19 protein-coding genes are annotated in these 19,932 nt (G+C 63.3%); 16 read left to right on the plus strand and 3 right to left on the minus strand.

All coding sequences use genetic code 11. The features are described from left to right. Positions 1-35: 35 nt before the first annotated feature. A complete protein-coding gene (locus tag F7R11_RS10165) occupies positions 36-1,583 on the minus strand; it encodes an amino acid permease (RefSeq protein ID WP_064803207.1) in 1,548 nt (515 codons plus the stop codon). A gap of 34 nt (positions 1,584-1,617) precedes the next feature. Here F7R11_RS10165 and F7R11_RS10170 point away from each other — a divergent pair, with 34 nt between their 5' ends. The 13 genes from F7R11_RS10170 to F7R11_RS10230 all read left to right on the plus strand — a co-directional run bounded on the left by F7R11_RS10170 (position 1,618) and on the right by F7R11_RS10230 (position 15,826). Continuing rightward, the gene (locus F7R11_RS10170; protein ID WP_104577557.1) at positions 1,618-1,809 is read left to right on the plus strand and encodes a hypothetical protein; all 192 of its coding nucleotides are present in this window, start codon (positions 1,618-1,620) and stop codon (positions 1,807-1,809) included. Positions 1,810-1,965: 156 nt separating this feature from the next. Continuing rightward, positions 1,966-4,047, plus strand: coding sequence for a 3-hydroxyacyl-CoA dehydrogenase NAD-binding domain-containing protein (locus tag F7R11_RS10175; protein WP_064803209.1), 2,082 nt, complete (start codon positions 1,966-1,968; stop codon positions 4,045-4,047). Between the two features lie 33 nt (positions 4,048-4,080). Continuing rightward, positions 4,081-4,722, plus strand: a complete 642-nt coding sequence (gene pncA, locus F7R11_RS10180; RefSeq protein ID WP_064803211.1) for a bifunctional nicotinamidase/pyrazinamidase — start codon at positions 4,081-4,083, stop codon at positions 4,720-4,722. 60 nt (positions 4,723-4,782) lie between these two features. Further along, positions 4,783-5,961, plus strand: a complete 1,179-nt coding sequence (locus tag F7R11_RS10185) for an acetyl-CoA C-acyltransferase (RefSeq protein ID WP_064803213.1) — start codon at positions 4,783-4,785, stop codon at positions 5,959-5,961. A gap of 323 nt (positions 5,962-6,284) precedes the next feature. Beyond that, positions 6,285-8,153: an acyl-CoA dehydrogenase gene (locus tag F7R11_RS10190; protein WP_064803216.1), complete on the plus strand. Its 1,869-nt coding sequence runs from the start codon at positions 6,285-6,287 to the stop codon at positions 8,151-8,153. Between the two features lie 35 nt (positions 8,154-8,188). After that, a complete protein-coding gene (locus tag F7R11_RS10195; protein WP_064803218.1) occupies positions 8,189-8,971 on the plus strand; it encodes an SDR family oxidoreductase in 783 nt (260 codons plus the stop codon). Positions 8,972-9,003: 32 nt separating this feature from the next. Next, positions 9,004-9,450, plus strand: coding sequence for a PaaI family thioesterase (locus tag F7R11_RS10200; protein WP_064803220.1), 447 nt, complete (start codon positions 9,004-9,006; stop codon positions 9,448-9,450). An 85-nt stretch (positions 9,451-9,535) separates the two neighbouring features. Then, positions 9,536-10,939, plus strand: a complete 1,404-nt coding sequence (locus F7R11_RS10205; RefSeq protein ID WP_064803223.1) for a serine hydrolase domain-containing protein — start codon at positions 9,536-9,538, stop codon at positions 10,937-10,939. 28 nt (positions 10,940-10,967) lie between these two features. Further along, positions 10,968-11,978, plus strand: coding sequence for an NADP-dependent oxidoreductase (locus F7R11_RS10210; protein WP_064803225.1), 1,011 nt, complete (start codon positions 10,968-10,970; stop codon positions 11,976-11,978). Between the two features lie 107 nt (positions 11,979-12,085). Next, entirely contained in the window at positions 12,086-12,934 is an 849-nt protein-coding gene (locus F7R11_RS10215) for a class II aldolase/adducin family protein (protein ID WP_064803227.1), read from the plus strand. Positions 12,935-12,959: 25 nt separating this feature from the next. Then, on the plus strand, positions 12,960-13,916 hold the full coding sequence (locus F7R11_RS10220; protein WP_064803229.1) for a glutathione S-transferase family protein: 957 nt from the start codon (positions 12,960-12,962) through the stop codon (positions 13,914-13,916). Between the two features lie 52 nt (positions 13,917-13,968). Further along, positions 13,969-14,871 carry an SDR family oxidoreductase gene (locus tag F7R11_RS10225; protein WP_064803231.1) on the plus strand — a complete coding sequence of 301 codons (903 nt, stop codon included), beginning with the start codon at positions 13,969-13,971 and terminating at the stop codon, positions 14,869-14,871. A 28-nt stretch (positions 14,872-14,899) separates the two neighbouring features. Next, positions 14,900-15,826 carry an alpha/beta fold hydrolase gene (locus tag F7R11_RS10230; RefSeq protein WP_064803233.1) on the plus strand — a complete coding sequence of 309 codons (927 nt, stop codon included), beginning with the start codon at positions 14,900-14,902 and terminating at the stop codon, positions 15,824-15,826. A 13-nt stretch (positions 15,827-15,839) separates the two neighbouring features. On the opposite strand, the gene F7R11_RS10235 is transcribed toward F7R11_RS10230, so the two are convergent. Next, positions 15,840-16,988 carry an iron-containing alcohol dehydrogenase gene (locus F7R11_RS10235; RefSeq protein ID WP_064803235.1) on the minus strand — a complete coding sequence of 383 codons (1,149 nt, stop codon included), beginning with the start codon at positions 16,986-16,988 and terminating at the stop codon, positions 15,840-15,842. Positions 16,989-17,097: 109 nt separating this feature from the next. Between F7R11_RS10235 and F7R11_RS10240 the strand changes: the two genes are divergently transcribed. The 3 genes from F7R11_RS10240 to F7R11_RS10250 are packed head-to-tail and all read left to right on the plus strand — an operon-like array spanning position 17,098 to position 19,012. Beyond that, on the plus strand, positions 17,098-18,072 hold the full coding sequence (locus F7R11_RS10240; RefSeq protein ID WP_064803237.1) for an alpha/beta hydrolase: 975 nt from the start codon (positions 17,098-17,100) through the stop codon (positions 18,070-18,072). 22 nt (positions 18,073-18,094) lie between these two features. Further along, positions 18,095-18,556: an acyl-CoA thioesterase gene (locus F7R11_RS10245; protein ID WP_064803239.1), complete on the plus strand. Its 462-nt coding sequence runs from the start codon at positions 18,095-18,097 to the stop codon at positions 18,554-18,556. Between the two features lie 9 nt (positions 18,557-18,565). Then, positions 18,566-19,012, plus strand: coding sequence for a GNAT family N-acetyltransferase (locus tag F7R11_RS10250; protein WP_021194515.1), 447 nt, complete (start codon positions 18,566-18,568; stop codon positions 19,010-19,012). Positions 19,013-19,019: 7 nt separating this feature from the next. Here the strand turns inward: F7R11_RS10250 and F7R11_RS10255 are convergent, their stop codons facing one another. Further along, positions 19,020-19,925 carry a LysR family transcriptional regulator gene (locus F7R11_RS10255; RefSeq protein WP_064803241.1) on the minus strand — a complete coding sequence of 302 codons (906 nt, stop codon included), beginning with the start codon at positions 19,923-19,925 and terminating at the stop codon, positions 19,020-19,022. Positions 19,926-19,932 lie beyond the last annotated feature (7 nt).

A 19,932-nucleotide genomic window follows, 5' to 3' on the forward strand; every position in this document is an offset into this window, starting at 1 on the left:
GCCGAGTGCGATGCAAACGGCAGGCGAGGCAAATGTTATTGCTGCGTGCCGGACACGCGGGTGGCGATGGTCGGCAGTTCGGGGCCAGGGTCCTGGCCAGCCAGCGGATCGCGCGTCACGGGCGGGCGCGGGAAGTGCATGTCCTGGTAGCGGACAATGCCGCCACCGCGCACCAGCCGGTAGCCAATCCAGATCAGGAAGAAGATTGGAATGCCGATGTACGTGGCAATCACCGCGGGCCAGTCGATCGTGCCGCTGGTGAATGCTTGGTAGTTCTGGCCGAGCGTAATGACCAGGCACAGCCCGAACGCGAACAGCGGGCCATACGGGAAGAACTTCGAGCGATACGGCAACTGCGCCGGATCATGCCCCTGCGCCACCAGCCCCTTGCGGAACCGGTAGTGGCTGATGGCAATGCCCAGCCATGCCACAAAGCCGGTCATGCCCGACGTATTCAGCAGCCACAGATAGACCGTCTTGTCGCCATACAGCGAGCTAAGGAAGCACAACGCACCAACGGCCGTCGTGGCCAGCAGCGCATTGCGGGGCACGCCATTCTTGGTGAGTTGCGCAAAGATGCGCGGCGCACGGCCCTCGGTGGCCAGGTTGTACAGCATGCGCGTGGACGCATACATGCCCGAGTTGCCCGCCGACAGCACGGCGGTCAGGATCACCGCGTTCATCAGCCCAGCCGCAAATGCCAGACCGGCGTGCTTGAACACCAGCGTGAACGGGCTCACGCCAATGTTGCTGACCTCCGTCGAAAGCAGGTTCGGATCGGTGTACGGCACCAGCACACCGATGATGAAGATGGCCAGCACATAGAACAGCAGGATGCGCCAGAACACTTGCTTGACTGCCCGCGGAATCGTGCGCGCCGGGTCAGCCGATTCGCCTGCTGCCACGCCGATCAGCTCCGTCCCTTGGAACGAGAACCCCGCGATCATCGCCACGCCGATCATCGCCGGCAGCCCGCCCACGAACGGCGCATCGCCCAGCGTCAGGTTCTGAAGGCCCGATTGCGGACCGCCCTTCATGATCCCGAAGATCATCGCCAGGCCAATGCCAATAAAGAAGATGACGGTGACGACCTTGATGAGCGCAAACCAGTATTCCGCCTCGCCAAAGCCACGCACCGAGATGGCGTTGAGCAGGAACATGATGAGGAGGAACACCGCACTCCACAGCACGCCCGGCACATCCGGGAACCAGTAGTGCATGACGAGCTGCGCAGCGGCCAGTTCCACCGCAATGGTCACCGCCCAGTTGTACCAATAGTTCCAGCCCAGCGCGAAGCCGAAGCCTTCATCGACATAGAGCGCGCCGTAGGTGGCAAACGAGCCCGAGACTGGCATGTAGGCGGCAAGCTCGCCCAGGCTGGTCATCAGGAAGTAGACCATGACCCCGATCAGGATGTAGGCGGCGAGTGCGCCACCGGGGCCCGCTTGCGAGACCGTCGCGCCCGAGGCCACGAACAGCCCGGTACCGATCGATCCGCCAATGGCGATCATGGTGAGATGGCGCGCGCGCAATGTGCGGCGCAAGCCCGGCGTCTCTGTGGACGGGGTAGCGTGTTCTGACATGGATACAGAGTGGACGACTCCACTCGGATCGCGAATGGAATCGACGAAATGTGACGAGACGTCCCCGCGCCTGATGGGCACCCAGGATCATCCCAAGCAACGAAATGCGCGACTCTATCAAAACCGTCATGTGCCGGGCAAAAAATCGATGCTGCAGCACACGCGTTTGAACCTGCCGCAGCCCGCTGCATGGCCCGCTGGATGGCGCCGTGCAGCGCAAAAATAAAAATTGAACGACCGTGCTATTTTGTGTATTCTGTGTCGAGTCGCGGCCTTACCGCGCGTTAAAAAAAACGATACTTGAGAGACAGTTCAACCGCGAGGCACGGTGCGCTGCTTTGGCGTCAATCGAGCCGGCCCTCGCATCACCAAAGGAACCAGCATGACTGCGGAGTACAAGGTCCAAGACGGCGTTGCCGTCATTACGCTCAGCAACCCGCCGGTCAACGGCCTTGGCCATTCCACGCGCCTGGGTATCGTTGAGGGCATGGTCAAGGCTGGTGATGACCCCAGCGTCAAGGCCATTGTGATCACCGGCGCAGGCAAGGCCTTCTCGGGCGGTGCTGATATCCGCGAATTCAACACGCCCAAGGCTACGCAAGAGCCGACGCTACACGCAGTCATCAAGGCGGTTGAGTCGAGCAGCAAGCCGGTTGTGGCGGCCATCCACTCGGTGGCGATGGGCGGCGGGCTGGAACTGGCACTGGGCTGCCACTACCGTGTGGCCGCGCCAGGCGCGCAGATCGCGCTGCCGGAAGTGAAACTGGGCATCCTGCCGGGCGCCGGCGGCACGCAGCGCCTGCCGCGCGCAATCGGCCTGGAGCCCGCTCTGAACATGATCGTTTCGGGCACTGCCATTCCGTCAGAAAAGCTGGCCACGAGCGGCCTGTTCGACCAGATGGTTGAAGGCGACCTGATGGCCGGTGCCATCGACTTTGCGCTCAAGGCCGCTGCCGAGGGCAAGCTGCCGAAGGTGCGTGATCGCAAGATCGAGCACGACAATCCCCAAGGTTTCCTGCAATTCGCTCGCAATACCGTTGCGGCAGTCGCCAAGAACTTCCCGGCACCGGGCAAGTGCGTTGACGCCGTGCAAGCTGCCGTTGAGAAGCGCTTTGACGACGGCATCAAGTTCGAACGTGACCTGTTCATCGAACTGGTGAATACCAGCGAATCGCGCGCGCTGCGCCACGCCTTCTTCGGTGAGCGTGCTGCCAGCAAGATTCCGGACGTGCCGGAAGACACGCCGGTGCGCAAGGTGGAAAAGGTGGCCGTGATCGGCGCCGGCACCATGGGTGGCGGTATCTCCATGAACTTCCTGAACGCGGGCATTCCGGTCACGATGCTGGAAACCAAGCAGGAAGCGCTGGACCGCGGCGTCGCCACCATCCGCAAGAACTACGAGAACAGCGCCAAGAAGGGAAAGCTGACGCAGGAGAAGGTCGAGCAACGCATGGCGCTGCTGACCCCGACGCTCTCATACGACGACATTAAAGACGCCGACCTCGTCATCGAGGCCGTGTTTGAAGAAATGGGCGTCAAGGAAGTCGTGTTCAAGAAGCTGGACGAAGTCGTCAAGCAAGGTGCGATTCTGGCGTCGAACACGTCCACGCTGGACGTGGACAAGATCGCCAGCTTTACCAAGCGCCCGCAAGACGTGGTCGGCATGCACTTCTTCAGCCCGGCCAACGTGATGAAGCTGCTGGAAGTCGTGCGCGGCAAGGACACCGCCAAGGACGTGCTGGCGACCGTCATGAAGCTGGCCAAGGCCATCAAGAAGACGGCAGTCGTCTCCGGCGTGTGCGACGGCTTTATCGGCAACCGCATGATTGAGCAATACAGCCGCCAAGCCGGTTACCTGCTGGACGAAGGCGCGCTGCCTGAGCAAGTCGACAAGGCCATCGAGAAGTTCGGCTTTGCCATGGGCCCGTTCCGCATGGGCGATCTGGCCGGCAATGACATCGGCTGGGCCATCCGCAAGCGCCGCGCCGTGGACAAGCCGGACATCGTCTACTCGAAGACGGCCGACCTGCTGTGCGAAATGGGCCGCTTCGGCCAGAAGACGGGCGGCGGCTGGTACGACTACAAGCCGGGCGACCGCAAGCCGTACCCGAACCAGCAAGTCAACGACATGATCGTCCAGCACTCGAAGGACCTGGGCATCACGCGCCGCAAGATCTCGGATGAAGAGATCGTCGAGCGCCTGGTGTTCGCGCTGGTGAACGAAGGCGCAAAGATCCTGGAAGAGGGCATTGCCTCCAAGGCGTCTGACATCGACATGGTCTACCTGACCGGCTACGGCTTCCCGCTGTTCCGCGGTGGCCCGATGCTCTACGCAGACACCGTCGGCCTGTACAACGTCGCGCAGACCATGCACCGCTACAGCAAGGGCTACCACGGTGAAGCGTGGAAGGTTGCGCCGCTGCTGCAGAAGCTGGCCGACGAAGGCAAGGGCTTCAACGGTTAATGCGCGGCTAATCAACCAAGCGACTGAGCCGCCATGCAACTCACGCCCACCGATTGCCTGCTGATCATCGACGTGCAGAACGACTTTCTGCCCGGCGGTGCGCTGGCGGTGCCGGACGGCGACCAGGTCATCCCGGTCGTCAACCGGCTCGCCAAGGCATTCGGGCCGCTTGCGCGAACCGTGCTGACGCAGGACTGGCACCCGCGCGAGCATGTGTCGTTCGCAGTCAATCACCCCGGTAAGCAGCCGTTCGGCACCATCGATTTGCCGTACGGCCAGCAGGTACTGTGGCCGGTGCACTGCGTGCAACACGGCACCGGTGCCGCGCTGGCCGATCGGCTGGACGTGCCGCATGCGCAGTTGATCGTCCGCAAGGGCCATCACCCGCACATCGACAGCTACTCCGCGTTTTTTGAAGCGGATCGCAAGACGCCGACGGGTCTGCTGGGCTACCTGCGCGAGCTTGGGATTAAGCGCGTGTTCTGCGTCGGGCTGGCCACGGACTTTTGTGTGGCGTGGTCAGCGCTGGATGCGCGGGCGGCGGGGCTGGACGTGGCTGTCATCGAGGATGCTTGCCGCGCGATTGACCTGAACGGGTCGCTCGCGCAGGCGTGGCAGCACATGACGGACGCCGGCATCGCACGGTTGCAGTCGCACGAAGTTCTGAACGGATAACGGAATACAACGGGCGCGCAACAGAAGCTGCGCCCGCCACCAGATACGAGGAGCAACACCATGACCGAAGCAGTCATCGTTTCCACCGCACGTACGGGCCTGGCCAAGAGCTGGAAGGGCGCCTTCAACATGACGCACGGCGCCACGCTGGGCGGCCATGCAGTCCAGCACGCTATCCAGCGCGCCAAGATCGAGCCGGGTGAAGTCGAAGACATCCTGATGGGCTGCGCGAACCCGGAAGGCGCGACCGGCGCCAACATCGCCCGCCAGATCGCCCTGCGTGCCGGCTGCCCGGTAACCGTGCCGGGCGCGACCGTCAACCGGTTCTGCTCCTCGGGCCTGCAGACCATCGCCATGGCCGCGCAGCGCGTGATTGCCGATGAAGGCGACATCTTCGTGGCCGGCGGTGTGGAGTCCATCTCGTGCGTGCAGCAAGAGATGAACCACCACATGCTGCAGGAAGGCTGGCTGCGCAAGCACAAGCCCGAGATCTACTGGAGCATGCTCCAGACCGCCGAGAACGTCGCCAAGCGCTACAACATCGCCAAGGAGCGCATGGACGAATACGGCGTGCAGAGCCAGCAGCGCGCTGCCGCTGCCGCCGCCGCCGGCAAGTTCAACGACGAAATCGTGCCGATGACGACGGTGATGGGCGTGGCCGATGCCAAGACCGGCCAGCTCATGACGCGTGAAGTCACGATCTCGGCTGATGAGGGCATTCGCGCTGACACCACGCTCGAAGGCGTGTCGAAGATCCGCACCGCCATGCCGGGGGGCGTGATCACGGCCGGCAACGCCAGCCAGTTCTCCGACGGCGCATCCGCCGCCGTGGTGATGAACGGCAAGGTGGCTGCCGCCAAGGGCCTGCAACCGCTGGGCGTGTTCCGTGGCTTTGCCGTGGCCGGTTGCGAGCCGGACGAAATGGGCATCGGGCCGGTGTTTGCCGTGCCCAAGCTGCTCAAGAAGGCCGGCCTGAAGGTCGAAGACATCGGCCTGTGGGAACTGAACGAAGCGTTTGCCGTGCAAGTGCTGTACTGCGCTGACAAGCTCGGCATCCCCATGGACCGTCTGAACGTCAACGGCGGCGCCATCGCCGTGGGCCACCCGTACGGCGTGTCGGGCGCACGCCTGGTCGGCCACGCCCTGATCGAAGGCAAGCGCCGCGGCGTCAAGTACGTGGTCGTGACCATGTGCATCGGCGGCGGCCAAGGCGCTGCTGGTCTGTTCGAGGTGCTCTAAAGAGACACAGGCTCCCACCAAAAACGGGAGCCTGTTTTCTTTGGCCGGGAACGTCCCAGTAAAACGCCAACCCACGCAATCCGCTGGTTTGGCAGTTGACGTTCCTGCCCTTGATGGCGCCTTGAATTTCCGTAAGCGGGCGGAAACAAGACGGGAAACTGTCTGAGCGAAGCGAGTTTTTCCCGTCTCCGCCCGGTTACGGAAATTCAAGGAGGCTTTCGCCATCTCGGGCGCGCATTTCTTTGCTTACTTTCTTTGGGCAAGACCAAAGAAAGTGAGTCAGCCCCGGCAGGGGATGAAACAAGGGATGGACCACTAACATCATGTCTTCTCTGCTGCTGTCGCGTCGCGACCTGAGCTTCCTGCTCTACGAATGGCTCAACGTCGAGTCACTCACAAGCATTCCGCGTTACGCCGACCACTCCCGCGAAACCTTCGACGCCGCGCTCGATACTTGCGAACGCATCGCGACGGATCTCTTCGCCCCCCACAACAAGAAAAACGACCAGCAAGAGCCGCATTTCGACGGCACCACAGTCCACATCATTCCTGAGGTGAAGGTCGCGCTAGACGCCTTCAACAAGGCCGGCCTGATGGCCGCCGGGCAGGACTTCGAGCGTGGCGGTATGCAACTGCCGACCGTGGTCGAGAAGGCCGGCTTCGGCTTCTTCAAGGCTGCCAACGTCGGCACCAGCTCATACCCATTCCTCACCATCGGCAACGCAAACCTGCTGCTCGCGCACGGCACGCCCGCGCAGATCGAGACCTTCGTGCAGCCCGAGATGGAAGGCCGCTTCTACGGCACGATGTGCCTGTCGGAGCCGCAGGCGGGTTCGTCGCTATCGGACATCGTCACGCGTGCGGAGTACGAAGGTGAATCGCCGCTCGGCGCGCAATATCGACTGACCGGCAACAAGATGTGGATCTCCGCCGGCGAGCACGAACTGTCGGACAACATCGTCCACCTCGTGCTGGCGAAGATCCCCGGCCCAGACGGCAAGCTGATTCCGGGCGTGAAGGGCATCTCGCTCTTCATCGTGCCCAAGTTCCTCGTCAATGCAGATGGCTCACTGGGTGAGCGCAACGACGTGGTGCTGGCCGGCCTGAACCACAAGATGGGCTATCGCGGCACAACCAACTGCCTGCTGAACTTTGGCGAGGGCACGCAGTTCCGACCGAAAGGTGCAGATGGCCAGCCGCGCGCCGGTGCCATCGGCTACCTTGTCGGCGAGCCGCACAAGGGCCTCGCCTGCATGTTCCACATGATGAACGAGGCGCGCATCGGCGTCGGCATGGGCGCGACGATGTTGGGCTACACCGGTTACCTGCATGCGGTGGATTACGCGCGCAATCGCCCGCAAGGCCGGCCCATCGGTCCGTCGGGAAAGGATGCGGCATCCCCGCAAATCCGTATCGTCGATCACGCTGACGTGCGCCGCATGCTGCTGGCCCAGAAAGCGTACGTGGAAGGCGCGCTCGGCCTGAACCTGTATTGCGCCAAGCTCGTGGATGAAGAGCGCGGCGAGACCGACCCGGCCAAGCGCGCCAAGCTCGGCCTGCTGCTCGATATCCTCACGCCCATCGCCAAGAGCTGGCCGTCGCAGTGGTGCCTGGAGGCCAACAGTCTGGCGATCCAGGTGCACGGCGGCTACGGCTACACGCGCGAATACAACGTCGAACAGTTCTACCGCGACAACCGCCTGAACCCGATCCACGAAGGCACGCACGGCATCCAGGGCCTGGACCTTCTGGGCCGCAAGGTTGTGATGCAGGACGGCGCAGCATTTGCCGCGCTCGGCGAGCGTGTGCAAGCCACCGTCGGCCGCGCGTTGGAGACCGGCGATGAAACGTTGATCAGCTACGGCCGCGCGCTCGGCATGGCCACGCAAAAGCTGGCCAAGGTCACGCAGACGCTGTGGGCAGCAGGTGACCCGCGTGTGACGCTGGCCAATGCATCGGTCTATCTGGAAGCCTTCGGTCACGTTGTCGTGGCGTGGCTCTGGCTGGAACAGGCACTGACCGCAGCCAAGGCGTTGCCCGAAGCAAAGGGTGAAGACGCCGATTTCTACCGCGGCAAGCTGCACGCCGCACGCTACTTCTTCCAGTGGGAGTTGCCGAAGATCGACCCGCAGATCGCGCTGCTGGGCTCGCTCGACACGACCACGCTGGACATGCAGGACGCTTGGTTCTAACGACACGTCACAACGAAAACGACATAGGAGACACCATGGGTACGCTCAAGCATCTGTTCGATCTTTCCGGCAAGACGGCGCTGATCACCGGCGGTTCGCGCGGGCTTGGCCTGCAGATTGCCGAAGCACTCGGTGAGCAGGGCGCGCGCATCGTGCTGTCGGCGCGCAAGGCCGACGAGCTGAAAGAAGCACAGGCGCATCTGAAGTCGCTTGGTATCGAAGCCGACTGGATTGCCGCCGACGGCGCGGTCGAAGCCGACATCCAGCGCCTGGCTGACGAGGCGCTCGCCAAGCTGGGTCACATCGACATTCTCGTCAACAACGCGGGTGCGACGTGGGGCGCTCCGGCCGAAGACCACCCGGTTGAAGCGTGGGACAAGGTGATGAACCTGAACATCCGTGGCCTGTTCCTGCTCACACAGCAGATCGGCAAGCGTTCGATGATCCCGCGCAAGTACGGGAAGATCGTCAACGTGGCCTCGATTGCGGGCCTGAAGGGCAACCCGCCGGGCTCGCTCGATACGATTGCCTACAACACCAGCAAGGGCGCCGTGGTCAACTTCACGCGCGCGCTGGCGGGCGAATGGGGCGAGCACGGCATCACCGTCAACGCCATCGCCCCGGGCTTCTTCCCGTCGAAGATGACGCGCGGTTCGCTGGAAAAGCTGGGCGTCGATAAGCTGACCGAGAAGTCGCCGCTGCACCGCATTGGCGATGACGAAGACCTCAAGGGCGTGGCCGCGCTGTTCGCGTCGGATGCGTCCAAGCACATCACCGGGCAGATCCTTGCCGTCGACGGCGGCGTGAGCGTGGTCTAATTTCGGCTGCTTTCCACTCTTTTGAACGCAGCATGAGCGCAGACAACAACGGTTTTCCGATCGACATTCCTTTCCTGAAGCTCATCGACATGCGCTGCCTGAAGGCGGCGGATGGCGAGGGCATCGTCGAGCTGGCGCTGGAAGAGCGCCATATGAACAGCTGGGAGATGGCCCACGGCGGCGTGACCATGACGATGCTTGACGTGGCCATGGCGATGGCCGGTCGCTCGGCTGACGTGCACGGTCGCGGCGTGGTGACGATTGAGATGAAGACAGCGTTCATGCAGCCCGGGCGCGGCACGCTCAAGGCCAGTGCGCGCTGCGTGCATCAGTCCACCACCATGGCGTTCTGCGAAGGCGAGGTGAGGGACGATACCGGCAAGCTGGTCGCCCGCGGCTCGGGCACGTTCAAGTTCGTCAAACGCATGCCGCCGCCGCGTACGCCCGAATTGGACACATCAGCAGGCGCGGACGGCTGATCACAGAGGTTGCAGTTGCAGTACCCAGTTGCACACCCCAGGCCCGGGGGCCTGGACAACAAGAAAAGCAATCACGGAGACAACCATGCAACAACCCGCACGGCGGACGGCGTCTGCCCTTGCCATCACTCTGCTTTGCTGCACCGGATTGATCATGACCCTGGAAGGATGCGCCTCGAATTCTGCGCCGGCCGCTGCGCCCGCTGCTGAAGCCCAAACCACCGTACAGGCACCGCCCGCACCGAAGCCCCCCATGCAGAAGCCGCTCACAGCGGACGAGTCCGACCCGAACAAGATGGGCTGGATGCAGGGCTTCCCGCCGCCGCCCGATCGCATCATCCGCTTTGACCTGGCGGGCAACATGTTCCCGCGCACGCGCTATGGCTTCAGCCATGTGCGTGAATTCGTGCCGACACGCGCGGTCTGGCACGGCGATGGCCCGGTCAGCAAGCTGCCGCGCGCTGAACGCGATATCAACGGCGTGTTGTTCACCGACCCTGAGGGCGTGCGCCGCACTTTTGCAGAAGCCCTGAAGCTGACGTACACCGACGGCATTCTCGTCATGCACAAGGGTAAGGTGGTGTACGAGCGCTACTTTGGCGCGCTCGATGCACACACCCAGCACATTGCCATGTCGGTCACGAAATCGTTTGTGGGCACGCTGGCCGCCATGCTGGTGGCCGACGGCAAGCTCGATCCGGCCGCGCCCGTCACGCAATACGTGCCGGAACTCAAAGACAGTGCGTATAGCGACGCCACCGTGCGCCAGGTCATGGACATGACCATCGGCGTACGCTATTCCGAAAACTACGCCGACCCGAACGCCGATGTCTGGGCCTACGCCCGTGCCGGCGGCATGCTGCCGCGCCCGGCGGGCTACAAAGGACCGGACAATTTCTACGATTACCTCGTCACGCTGAAGAAGGAAGGCGAACATGACGCAGCGTTTTCGTACAAGACCGTCAACGCAGAAGTCCTTGCCTGGATTGTCCGTCGCGCATCCAACAAATCATTGGCCGCGCTGCTGTCTGAGCGTATCTGGCAACCGATGGGGGCAGAGAACGATGCGTACTTTGGGGTGGACAGTATCGGCACCGAATCCGGTGGCGGTGGCCTGAACACCACGCTGCGTGATCTGGCCCGCTTTGGCGAGATGATCCGCAACGACGGCCGCTTCAACGGCCGCCAGATTCTGCCCAAGAGCGTGATCGACGACATCCGCCGTGGTGGCGACCCTGCCAAGTTTGCCAAGGCCGGCTACGCCACACTGCCGGGCTGGTCGTACCGCAATATGTGGTGGATCTCGAACAATGCCCACCACGCTTTTGAGGCGCGCGGCATCCATGGTCAGGCGATCTATATTGATCCGGAGGCCCAGATGACGGTCGTGCGCTATGCCTCGCACCCCATCGCCGCCAATGGCGCCAACGATCCGATCACGCTGCCGGCCTTTGCTGCGCTGGCGGATTTCCTCATGCATCAGAAGTGACCCATTCGCATACCTAGGAGTGTTTTTCATGTCGAAGACTTATCAGCGCATCGTTCTGGCGTCCCGTCCGCAAGGTGCAGTGACGCCGGACAATTTCCGCCTGGAGACGGCCGACATCCCCGAACTGCAGGACGGCCAGGTGCTGGTGCGCAACCATTTCCTGTCGCTCGATCCGTACATGCGCGGCCGCATGAACGACAGCAAGTCGTATGCGCAGCCGCAGCCGTTGGACGAAGTCATGATCGGCGGCACCGTGGGCGTGGTGGAAGCCTCGAAGAACCCGTCGTTTGCCGTGGGCGACAACGTGGTCGGCATGTTCGGCTGGCAGGAAGTGGGGGTGTCCGACGGGCGTGGCATTCAGAAGGTGGATACGCGCCATATTCCGCTGTCGGCTTATCTGGGTTCAGTCGGTATGCCGGGCGTGACGGCGTGGTACGGCCTGAACAAGATCATGCTGCCCAAGCCCGGCCAGACCGTGGCGGTGAGCGCCGCGTCAGGTGCCGTGGGCAGCGTGGTTGGCCAACTTGCCAAGCTCAAGGGTTGCCGTGCCGTGGGCTTTGCCGGCGGCAAGGACAAGTGCGACTACGTGGTCAACGAGTTGGGCTTTGATGCCTGTATCGACTACAAGGCCGCCAAGGATTCGAAGGAGCTCTACCAGATGCTGAAGGCTGCCACGCCTGACGGCATCGACTCGTACTTTGAGAACGTTGGCGGTTCGATTCTGGATGCAGTGCTCTCGCGCATGAACGCATTCGGCCGGATCGCCATGTGCGGCATGATCGCCGGCTACGACGGCCAGCCGCTGCCGCTGCAGAACCCGCAACTGATCTTGGTGTCGCGCCTGACCATCGAAGGCTTCATCGTCTCCGAGCACATGGACGTGTGGCCGGAAGCACTGCGCGAGCTGGGCGGCTTCGTGGCGCAAGGCAAGCTGAAGTTCCGCGAGAGCGTGGCAGACGGTCTAGCAAGTGCGCCGGAAGCCTTCATTGGCCTGCTCAAGGGCAAGAACTTCGGCAAGCAATTGGTAAAGCTGGTTTGACCTGACGCTTTTGCGTCGACATGCGGACTGTCAATCGCTTGACAGTCCGCTGGGTGAGGGCCACCACAGAATGGCTCCACCCACAACGACTGCGTGAAGGAGACACCATGAACGCACCCGACACCGCACACGCCAAGCGGCCCGAAGACATGACCAGCAACCTCAGCCCCGAGGCCGCTGCCCGTTATCGCAACCTGCCGCGCCCGCCGCAGTTCGCCACCGTTGCCGAAGAGCGCCTGCATCGTAAGCAGCGTCTGGCAGCGGCGTTCCGCCTGTTCTCCAAATTCGGTTTCGACGAAGGTGTGGCCGGGCACATCACTGCGCGCGACCCGGAGCACCAGGACAGCTTCTGGGTCAACCCGTTCGGCGTGCATTTCAGCCAGGTGACGGTGTCGAACCTGATCCGCTGTGATCACCACGGCAACGTGGTCGAGGGCGACTACCCGGTCAACGCAGCGGCGTTTGCCATTCACTCGCGGGTGCATGGTGCACGGCCGGATGCGGTCGCCGCAGCGCACTCGCATAGCACGTACGGGCGCGCATGGTCGACGCTCGGCCGCAAGCTCGATCCGCTCACACAGGACGTGTGCGCGTTCTATGGCGACCATGCGGTGTATGACGATTTCGGTGGTGTGGTGGTCGAGCTGGATGAAGGCCAGCGCATTGCCGAGGCACTCGGCGACAACAAGGCCGCCATTCTGCAGAACCACGGCCTGCTGACCGTCGGCAAGACGGTCGACGAGGCCGCCTGGTGGTTCATCACCATGGAGCGCTCCTGCCAGGTGCAGTTGCTGGCCGAAGCTGCAGCCGCACGCACCGGCGAGGCACCGCGCACGATTTCCGACGCCGCCGCGCGACAGGCGTATTCCATCGTCGGCTCGGCGCAGGCAGGGTGGTTCCAGTTCCAGCCGCTTTACGCGCGCATCGTCAAAGAACAACCCGATCTGCTCGACTGATCGGTTCTCAACACCTGGAGCATCCATGACGGACTTGATCCTGCATCACTACGCCACCTCGCCGTTTTCAGAGAAGGTGCGATTGATCCTCGGCTACAAAGACCAGCCGTGGAAGTCCGTCACGGTGCCCGTGATCTTGCCCAAGCCGGACGTGATGCCACTCACCGGCGGCTACCGGCGCACGCCGTTTCTGCAGATCGGCGCAGATATCTACTGCGATACCGCGTTGATCGCGCAGGTACTGGAGTCGATTCATCCGCTGCCCAGGCTCGTGCCGTCCGAGCATGCGGCAGCGGTGTTTGCCATGGCGCAATGGGCGGATACGACGCTGTTCTGGGCGTCAGCCACCTTTGTCATGCAGCCCGCGGGTTTTCAGAGTCTGTTCGGCGGCATGCCTGAGGAGTTCGTCAAGGCTTTCGTGGAAGATCGCAAGGCCATGCGCGCGGGCGGCACCGGCCTGCGCACGCCGCCGCAGGAGGCCGCGTCGACGCTGCATGTCTTCCTCGCGCAACTGGAGCGGCAATTCGCCTCCGGTGAGCACATCTTCCTGTTCGGTGAACAGCCGACCGTGGCAGATTTCTCCGTCTACCACTGCCTGTGGTTCGTGCGCCGGGCGACCGGCGTTGCAGGCATTCTCGATGCCCACCCAGAGGTGGTGGCATGGATGCATCGCGTCGCCGCGCTCGGCCATTCGCAGGCCCAGCCGATGACGCCTGCCGAAGCGCTGGACGTTGCCAAGGCCGCCACACCGCGTGCGCTGACTGAACCGAATGCCTCCTTCGACGATCGCTACGGCCTGCCCAAGGGCACACGCGTGACGGTGGCCGCAGTTGATTACGGCGTTGACCCGATTGAAGGCGAATTGATCGTCTCCACCCGCGACACGGTGGGCGTGCTACGTGAAGACGCACGCGTCGGCCAAGTGGTGGTGCATTTCCCGCGCGTGGGTTACGCCGTGCGCAAGGTCGAAGCGGCCAGCTAAGGGGCTTGCTGTTTCGATCATCCTTCATGACAACAACACGAGAGAGACACGTATGAAGCAATTCGCAGGCGGCGTGGCCGTCATCACGGGCGGAGCGTCGGGTTTCGGCAAGGAGTTCGCCAAGAACGCCGCCGGGTTGGGCATGAAGCTGGTGCTGGCCGATATCCAGCAGGACGCCCTGGATGCCGCAGTGGCTGAGTTTGCAGCGCAGGGCGTGGAAGTCATCGGCCTGCGCGTTGACGTGTCGAAGGTGGAAGACGTCCAAGCGCTGGCCGATGCCGCCATCAAGACGTTCGGCAAGGTCAACCTGCTGTTCAATAACGCAGGCGTGGGCGCCGGCGGCCTGATCTGGGAGAACTCCGAGCGCGATTGGGATTGGGTGCTGGGCGTGAACCTGCACGGCGTGATCCACGGTGTGCGCATCTTCACGCCGCTGATGCTGGCAGCTGCGAAGAAAGACCCGTCGTACGAGGGCCATATCATCAATACGGCATCGATGGCCGGGCTGCTGAATGCGCCGGCCATGGGCATCTACAACGTGTCCAAGCACGCGGTGGTGGCGTTGTCCGAATCGCTGTATCAGGACTTGAGCCTGGTGACCGAACAGATTCATTGCTCGGTGCTGTGCCCGTACTTTGTGCCGACGGGCATTACGAAGTCACACCGCAATCGCCCGCAGGACCTCGCCAATACGGCGCCGCCCACGAAATCGCAGCTTGTGTCGCAAGCCATGTCGGACAAGGCGGTCAGCTCCGGTAAGGTGACGGCGGAGCAGGTCGGCCAGATGACGTTTGATGCGATTCGCGATGCGAGCTTCTACATCTACTCGCACCCACATGCGCTGGCGCCGGTGCAGCATCGTTTTGAAGACATCATTTCGCAGCGTAATCCGTCAGACCCGTTCGAGGGCAAACCGGACGTGCGCGCACGTCTGGTGGATGCACTGCGCGACTAACGCCGATACCCAAGACTCCGGAGCCGCCATGACCGCCACCACTGCAGCCGCCATCACTGAATCGCAGTTCGCCGATCTGCCCAACGGCACGCGGCTGCATTACGCCAGCGCCGGCAAGCACGGTGCGCCGCTGATGCTGTTCGTGCACGGTTTTCCGGAGTTCTGGTACGAGTGGGAAGCACAACTCGCTGCCTTTGGCGACACGCACTTTGCCGTGGCGCCCGATATGCGCGGTTACAACCTGTCGAGCAAGCCGGCGGCGGTCGATGCGTATCGCCCGAAGTTCCTGGTGCAGGATCTGGCGCAGTTCATCGCAGCGCTGGGGTATGAGCGCGCCATCGTGGTCGCGCACGACTGGGGCGGGGCGATCTGCTGGAACCTCGCCATCCAACATCCGGAGCTGGTTGAGCGATTGGTGATCATCAATTCGCCGCATCCGTGGGTGTTTGCGAATGCGCTGCTGAGTGATCCGGCGCAGCAGGCTTCATCGGCGTACATGAACTGGCTACGCCAGCCGGGCTCGGAAGACGCGCTGGCTGCCAACGAGTTCGAGAAGCTGGAAGGCTTCTTTCATGGCATGGGACAGCCGGTGGCCGAGTGGTTTACGCCGGAGGTACGGGCGCGCTATCACGCTGCATGGCGTCAGCCGGGCGAGGGTGGCTCGCATGGCCTCACAGGCGGCGTGAACTACTACCGCGCCTCGCCTTTGCACCCGCCCACGGAAGGCACAGCGCCGCTGCGCATCGATCAGATGCCGCCAGAGGCGTTTGTCGTGAAGATGCCCACGCTGGTGATCTGGGGCGAGATGGACATGGCGCTACCCAAGAGCCTGCTCAACGGGCTGGAGCGCTTCATTCCCGATATGCGCCTGGAGCGCATTCCCAACGGTACGCACTGGGTGGTGCACGAGCAGCCGGAGCGCATCACTGCGTTGATCCGGCCGTTCGTTTCGTAACGCGTTCTCAGCGTTACATCGACTCCGCCAGCATGCGGCGGTAATCATCCGCCGTGGCGATGCGCGGGTTGGTCTTGTGGCAGTGGTCGAGCAGGGCGCCTTCCACCACGTGTTCCAGCGCATCTTCCGGCACGCCCATCTGACGCAGGCCGGTCGGCAAGCCCAGGCGCGCCGTCAAGTCATGCACGGCTTGCGCGAGGTCGGCGTCCGTCGGCAGATTCATCACGCGACGCATGCGCGCGTAGCGGTTGTCCCGCACCACGGTTTCCGCTGTCTCGTTAAACCGCAGCACTGCCGGCAGCACCACCGCGTTGAGCGTGCCGTGGTGCAGCCCGGTCTTGCCGTTCACCTTCACACCGCCGAGCGGGTGCGACAACGAATGCACGCACCCCAGCCCCTTCTGGAATGCCATTGCGCCCTGCATGGACGCGCTCATCATGTTCAGCCGCGCATCGCGGTCTGAACCATCACGCGTGGCGCGCTCGATGTTGGCCCAGGCGCGCTCCAGGCCGTCCAGCGCGATGCCATCTGCGGGTGGATTGAAGGCAGGGGCGAGAAAGGTCTCGATGCAGTGCGCGATGGCATCCATGCCGGTGGCCGCCGTCAGCGCGGACGGCAGGCCGAGCGTCAACTCCGCATCGCAGATGGCCGATTTTGGCAGCAAGTGCCACGAGTGGAAGCCAAGCTTGCGGCCGTCTTCCAGAATGATGATGGCGCCGCGCGCCACCTCGCTGCCTGTGCCTGCCGTGGTGGGAATGGCGATCAGCGGTGCCGCGGCTTCCGTGATCTTCGCGCTGCCGCCTTCGATAGTCGCGTAGGTGGTCAGCGGCTCCGGGTGCGTCGCCGCAATGGCGATGCCTTTGGCCAGGTCAATCGACGAACCACCCCCAATGGCGATCAGCCCGTCGCAGCCGGCGTCCTTGTACTGCGCGGTGGCCTTCAGCACCATCGCTTCGGTCGGGTTGGACGGCGTCTCGTCGAACACGGTGACGGGCAGCCCACCCGTGGCATCGATGGCCCGCTGGGCTAACCCGGCGGCGGCCACGCCCTTGTCGGTCACGATCATCGGCTGGCGGATGCCGACGCGTGCGCATTCGCTTTTCAGCTCATTGATCGTGCCAAAGCCGAGGTGGACGTGGGTGAGATAGAAAATGAGGGCCATGCGCTGTCTCCGGATGGTTTGTCTGCGTCGCCCGTCTTGCTGTGCGGGCGTGGTTCAATGGATACTCCGATGATAGCCAAATTAGAACGATCGTTCAGTTCACGCCTGCATGCCGTCCCCGTCTCTCGACCCGCACGTTGCCCAGTTGCTCGATCTGGTTGCGCGTGCCAAGCGTCCGCCGTTGAATGCGCTTGCCCCCGCCGACGCCAAGATCGCCTACGAAAAGAGCAGCCCCATTGTCGACATCCCGGCCATTCCGTTGGAATCCGTGCATGACCTGACGGTCACGGCGCGTGATGGTTATGTCATTCCGATCCGCACGTACGCTGCGCGCGAAGCGAGCTGGGCCGATCCTCTGCCGTTGCTGGTGTACTTCCACGGCGGCGGCTTCACGGTAGGCAGCATCAAGACGCACGATCAACTCTGCCGATCACTCGCGGCCAAATCCGGCGCGATGGTGCTGTCGGTGGACTATCGGCTTGGGCCCGACTGGAAATTTCCGACCGCGGCAAATGATGCGTTCGACGTGTTGCAGTGGGTGTTTGACGAAGCCGCCACCATCGGCGCGGACCCGGCACGCATTGCGTTCGGCGGCGACAGCGCGGGCGGTACGTTGGCGGCTGTCACCGCAATCGAAGCGCGCAATCGTGGCTTTCAGCCCGTGCTGCAACTGCTGATCTACCCCGGCACCACCGCACGCGAGACCACGCCATCGCACCGCGAATTCGCCGAGGGCTACCTGCTCACGCAGGAGATGATCCACTGGTTCTTCTCGCAATACCTGCGCGACGATGCCGACCGCGACGACTGGCGCTTCGCCCCGCTGGATGCCGGGGGTCACGGCGCCGACGTCACCGGCGTGTGCCCCGCGTGGATCGCGGTTGCGGGCTTCGACCCGATCCGCGATGCGGGCATTGGCTACGCAAACAAGTTGCGTGTGGCAGAGGTGCCGGTCGAACTGAAGCTGTACGAAGGCATGATCCACGACTTCTTCAAGATCGGCCGCTTTGTGCCAGCCGTCGAAGATGCACACCGCGATGCCGCCGACGCGCTGCGCCGCGCCTTCGGCACCGAGACTGAATAAGCCACCATGAGAGGAGACCCGCATGGCGATTGAGGATTTCCGCCACAGCACGCCGCTGCGTGTGCGCTGGGCCGAAGTCGATGCGCAGAGCATCGTCTTCAACGGCCACTACCTGCTGTATGCGGACGTCTGCATCACTGAGTACTGGCGCAGCATCGGCGTGCGGTATCCGGTGGATGTGGTCGATACATTCGGTGTCGACTTCTACGTGGTCAAATCCACGCTCGAATACCATGCGTCCGCACGCTTTGACGACAAGCTGGACCTGCGCTGCCGCGTGGCGCGCCTGGGCCGCTCCAGCATGCGTTTTATCATCGAGATGTATCGCACAGAGGGTGACGAAAATACGCACCTCGTCACCGGCGAGGTCATCTACGTGTGCGCCCGACCAGCCAAAGACGGTGCCACGCAGACCTCCGCGCCGATCCCCGATACGCTGCGCGATCGCATCCTCAATTTTGAAGTCCTGAAGCCTGAAGTGTGAGAACTAAGCATGACCGCCCCTGAATCTGTCCGCCCGCTTGCCGGCGTTGAAGTTGACCGCTGGGACGCTGTGCGCGAAGAAGCGCGCGCTATCCGCTACGACGTGTTTGTCATTGAGCAGGGCGTACCTGTTGAACTGGAATGGGATGAATGGGACGACCAGTGCTGGCACGCTCTCGCGCGCGACACGGCTGGCCGTGCAGTGGCCACGGGCCGCCTGCTGCCTGACGGCCATATCGGCCGCATGGCGGTGCGCAAGGAGGCGCGCGGCACGGGTGTTGGCGCACGCGTGCTGGAAGTGTTGATCGACAAGGCCCGGTCGCTTGGCTACCCGGAGTTGATCCTGAACGCGCAAACCCACGCCATGCCGTTCTATGTGCGTGCCGGCTTTACTGCCGAGGGCGCTGAGTTTGAAGAAGCCGGCATTCCGCACCGGACCATGCGCCGCGTGCTGTAAAGCCCACCTATACGTTGATCGCCTTGGCGGCCCGCACGATCGCTTCGATTGCTGCCTGTGCCGCCGGCGATGACGTTCTGCCGTGCAATCGCACGATCCCCGTGATGGACGGCGGCGACAGCCAGCCTTTCACTGCCAGCCGGACGAGCGTGCCGGACTCCAGCTCCTCCCGTACCGCGGCATCCGTTGCACCCAGCACGGTGTCGGTGGTGAGCGCCACTGTCTTGAGCACGCCATAGTTGTCGCACTCGAGCGCGATGCTGGCTTCCTCGCCCGCAGGCAGGCCCAGTAGGGCGGCCAGTTCCACTTTTGAGGGGCTCAGCAGCTTCGGTACGGCAATGCCGTACTCCCACACTTCGCGCAGCGTGTGCTCGTACTGCGCGAGCGGATGACCGGCTCGCACGTAGAGGTGGGGCGGCTGACCGCCAATCGGCTGGATGTCGAGCGCAGCATCTTTCGGCATGTCACGCACGTCTGCCGCGAAGAACTCGATGTTCTCCGTGCGCAGGCTTTCCAGCAGTTGCACCCAGTTGCCGACCTCCATGCGCAGCGCCACTTGTGGATGCTGCTGCCGTAGCTCATGCAGCGCTTGCGGCATCAGGGTGGCGGTCAACAGCGGCCCCACGCCGAAGGCGGTGTCGCCCAATTGGCTGTCGCGGTAGAGATCTACGTCACGCTGCAGGCACCGTGCCTCGAACAACAGTTTGCGCCCCCGTGCGATCACGAATTCACCCGCTGCGGTGGGGCGCACGCCGCCCACATCGCGGTCGAACAGGCGGATGCCCAGGTCATCTTCAATGGCCTGGATACTGCGGCTGAAGGCGGGCTGGCTCAGGTGCACCAATTCGGCGGCACGGGCGAAGTGCAGGGTGTCAGCCAGGGCAACGACGTGACTCAGGCGGCGCAAGTCCATGGTGTTG

The sequence above is a fragment of the Ralstonia insidiosa genome (genome assembly GCF_008801405.1).
Classification (GTDB): domain Bacteria; phylum Pseudomonadota; class Gammaproteobacteria; order Burkholderiales; family Burkholderiaceae; genus Ralstonia; species Ralstonia insidiosa.

Excerpts from the sequence above, each read along its gene's own strand:
- pncA (WP_064803211.1), top strand. The coding sequence starts at position 4,081 with ATGCAACTCACGCCCACCGATTGCCTGCTGATCATCGACGTGCAGAAC.
- F7R11_RS10220 (WP_064803229.1), top strand. The coding sequence starts at position 12,960 with ATGACGGACTTGATCCTGCATCACTACGCCACCTCGCCGTTTTCAGAG.
- F7R11_RS10205 (WP_064803223.1), top strand. The coding sequence starts at position 9,536 with ATGCAACAACCCGCACGGCGGACGGCGTCTGCCCTTGCCATCACTCTG.
- F7R11_RS10215 (WP_064803227.1), top strand. The coding sequence starts at position 12,086 with ATGAACGCACCCGACACCGCACACGCCAAGCGGCCCGAAGACATGACC.
- F7R11_RS10240 (WP_064803237.1), top strand. The coding sequence starts at position 17,098 with ATGCCGTCCCCGTCTCTCGACCCGCACGTTGCCCAGTTGCTCGATCTG.
- F7R11_RS10225 (WP_064803231.1), top strand. The coding sequence starts at position 13,969 with ATGAAGCAATTCGCAGGCGGCGTGGCCGTCATCACGGGCGGAGCGTCG.
- F7R11_RS10190 (WP_064803216.1), top strand. The coding sequence starts at position 6,285 with ATGTCTTCTCTGCTGCTGTCGCGTCGCGACCTGAGCTTCCTGCTCTAC.
- F7R11_RS10185 (WP_064803213.1), top strand. The coding sequence starts at position 4,783 with ATGACCGAAGCAGTCATCGTTTCCACCGCACGTACGGGCCTGGCCAAG.
- F7R11_RS10200 (WP_064803220.1), top strand. The coding sequence starts at position 9,004 with ATGAGCGCAGACAACAACGGTTTTCCGATCGACATTCCTTTCCTGAAG.
- F7R11_RS10170 (WP_104577557.1), top strand. The coding sequence starts at position 1,618 with ATGGAATCGACGAAATGTGACGAGACGTCCCCGCGCCTGATGGGCACC.
- F7R11_RS10235 (WP_064803235.1), bottom strand. The coding sequence starts at position 16,988 with ATGGCCCTCATTTTCTATCTCACCCACGTCCACCTCGGCTTTGGCACG.
- F7R11_RS10210 (WP_064803225.1), top strand. The coding sequence starts at position 10,968 with ATGTCGAAGACTTATCAGCGCATCGTTCTGGCGTCCCGTCCGCAAGGT.
- F7R11_RS10195 (WP_064803218.1), top strand. The coding sequence starts at position 8,189 with ATGGGTACGCTCAAGCATCTGTTCGATCTTTCCGGCAAGACGGCGCTG.
- F7R11_RS10245 (WP_064803239.1), top strand. The coding sequence starts at position 18,095 with ATGGCGATTGAGGATTTCCGCCACAGCACGCCGCTGCGTGTGCGCTGG.
- F7R11_RS10250 (WP_021194515.1), top strand. The coding sequence starts at position 18,566 with ATGACCGCCCCTGAATCTGTCCGCCCGCTTGCCGGCGTTGAAGTTGAC.
- F7R11_RS10165 (WP_064803207.1), bottom strand. The coding sequence starts at position 1,583 with ATGTCAGAACACGCTACCCCGTCCACAGAGACGCCGGGCTTGCGCCGC.
- F7R11_RS10175 (WP_064803209.1), top strand. The coding sequence starts at position 1,966 with ATGACTGCGGAGTACAAGGTCCAAGACGGCGTTGCCGTCATTACGCTC.
- F7R11_RS10230 (WP_064803233.1), top strand. The coding sequence starts at position 14,900 with ATGACCGCCACCACTGCAGCCGCCATCACTGAATCGCAGTTCGCCGAT.
- F7R11_RS10255 (WP_064803241.1), bottom strand. The coding sequence starts at position 19,925 with ATGGACTTGCGCCGCCTGAGTCACGTCGTTGCCCTGGCTGACACCCTG.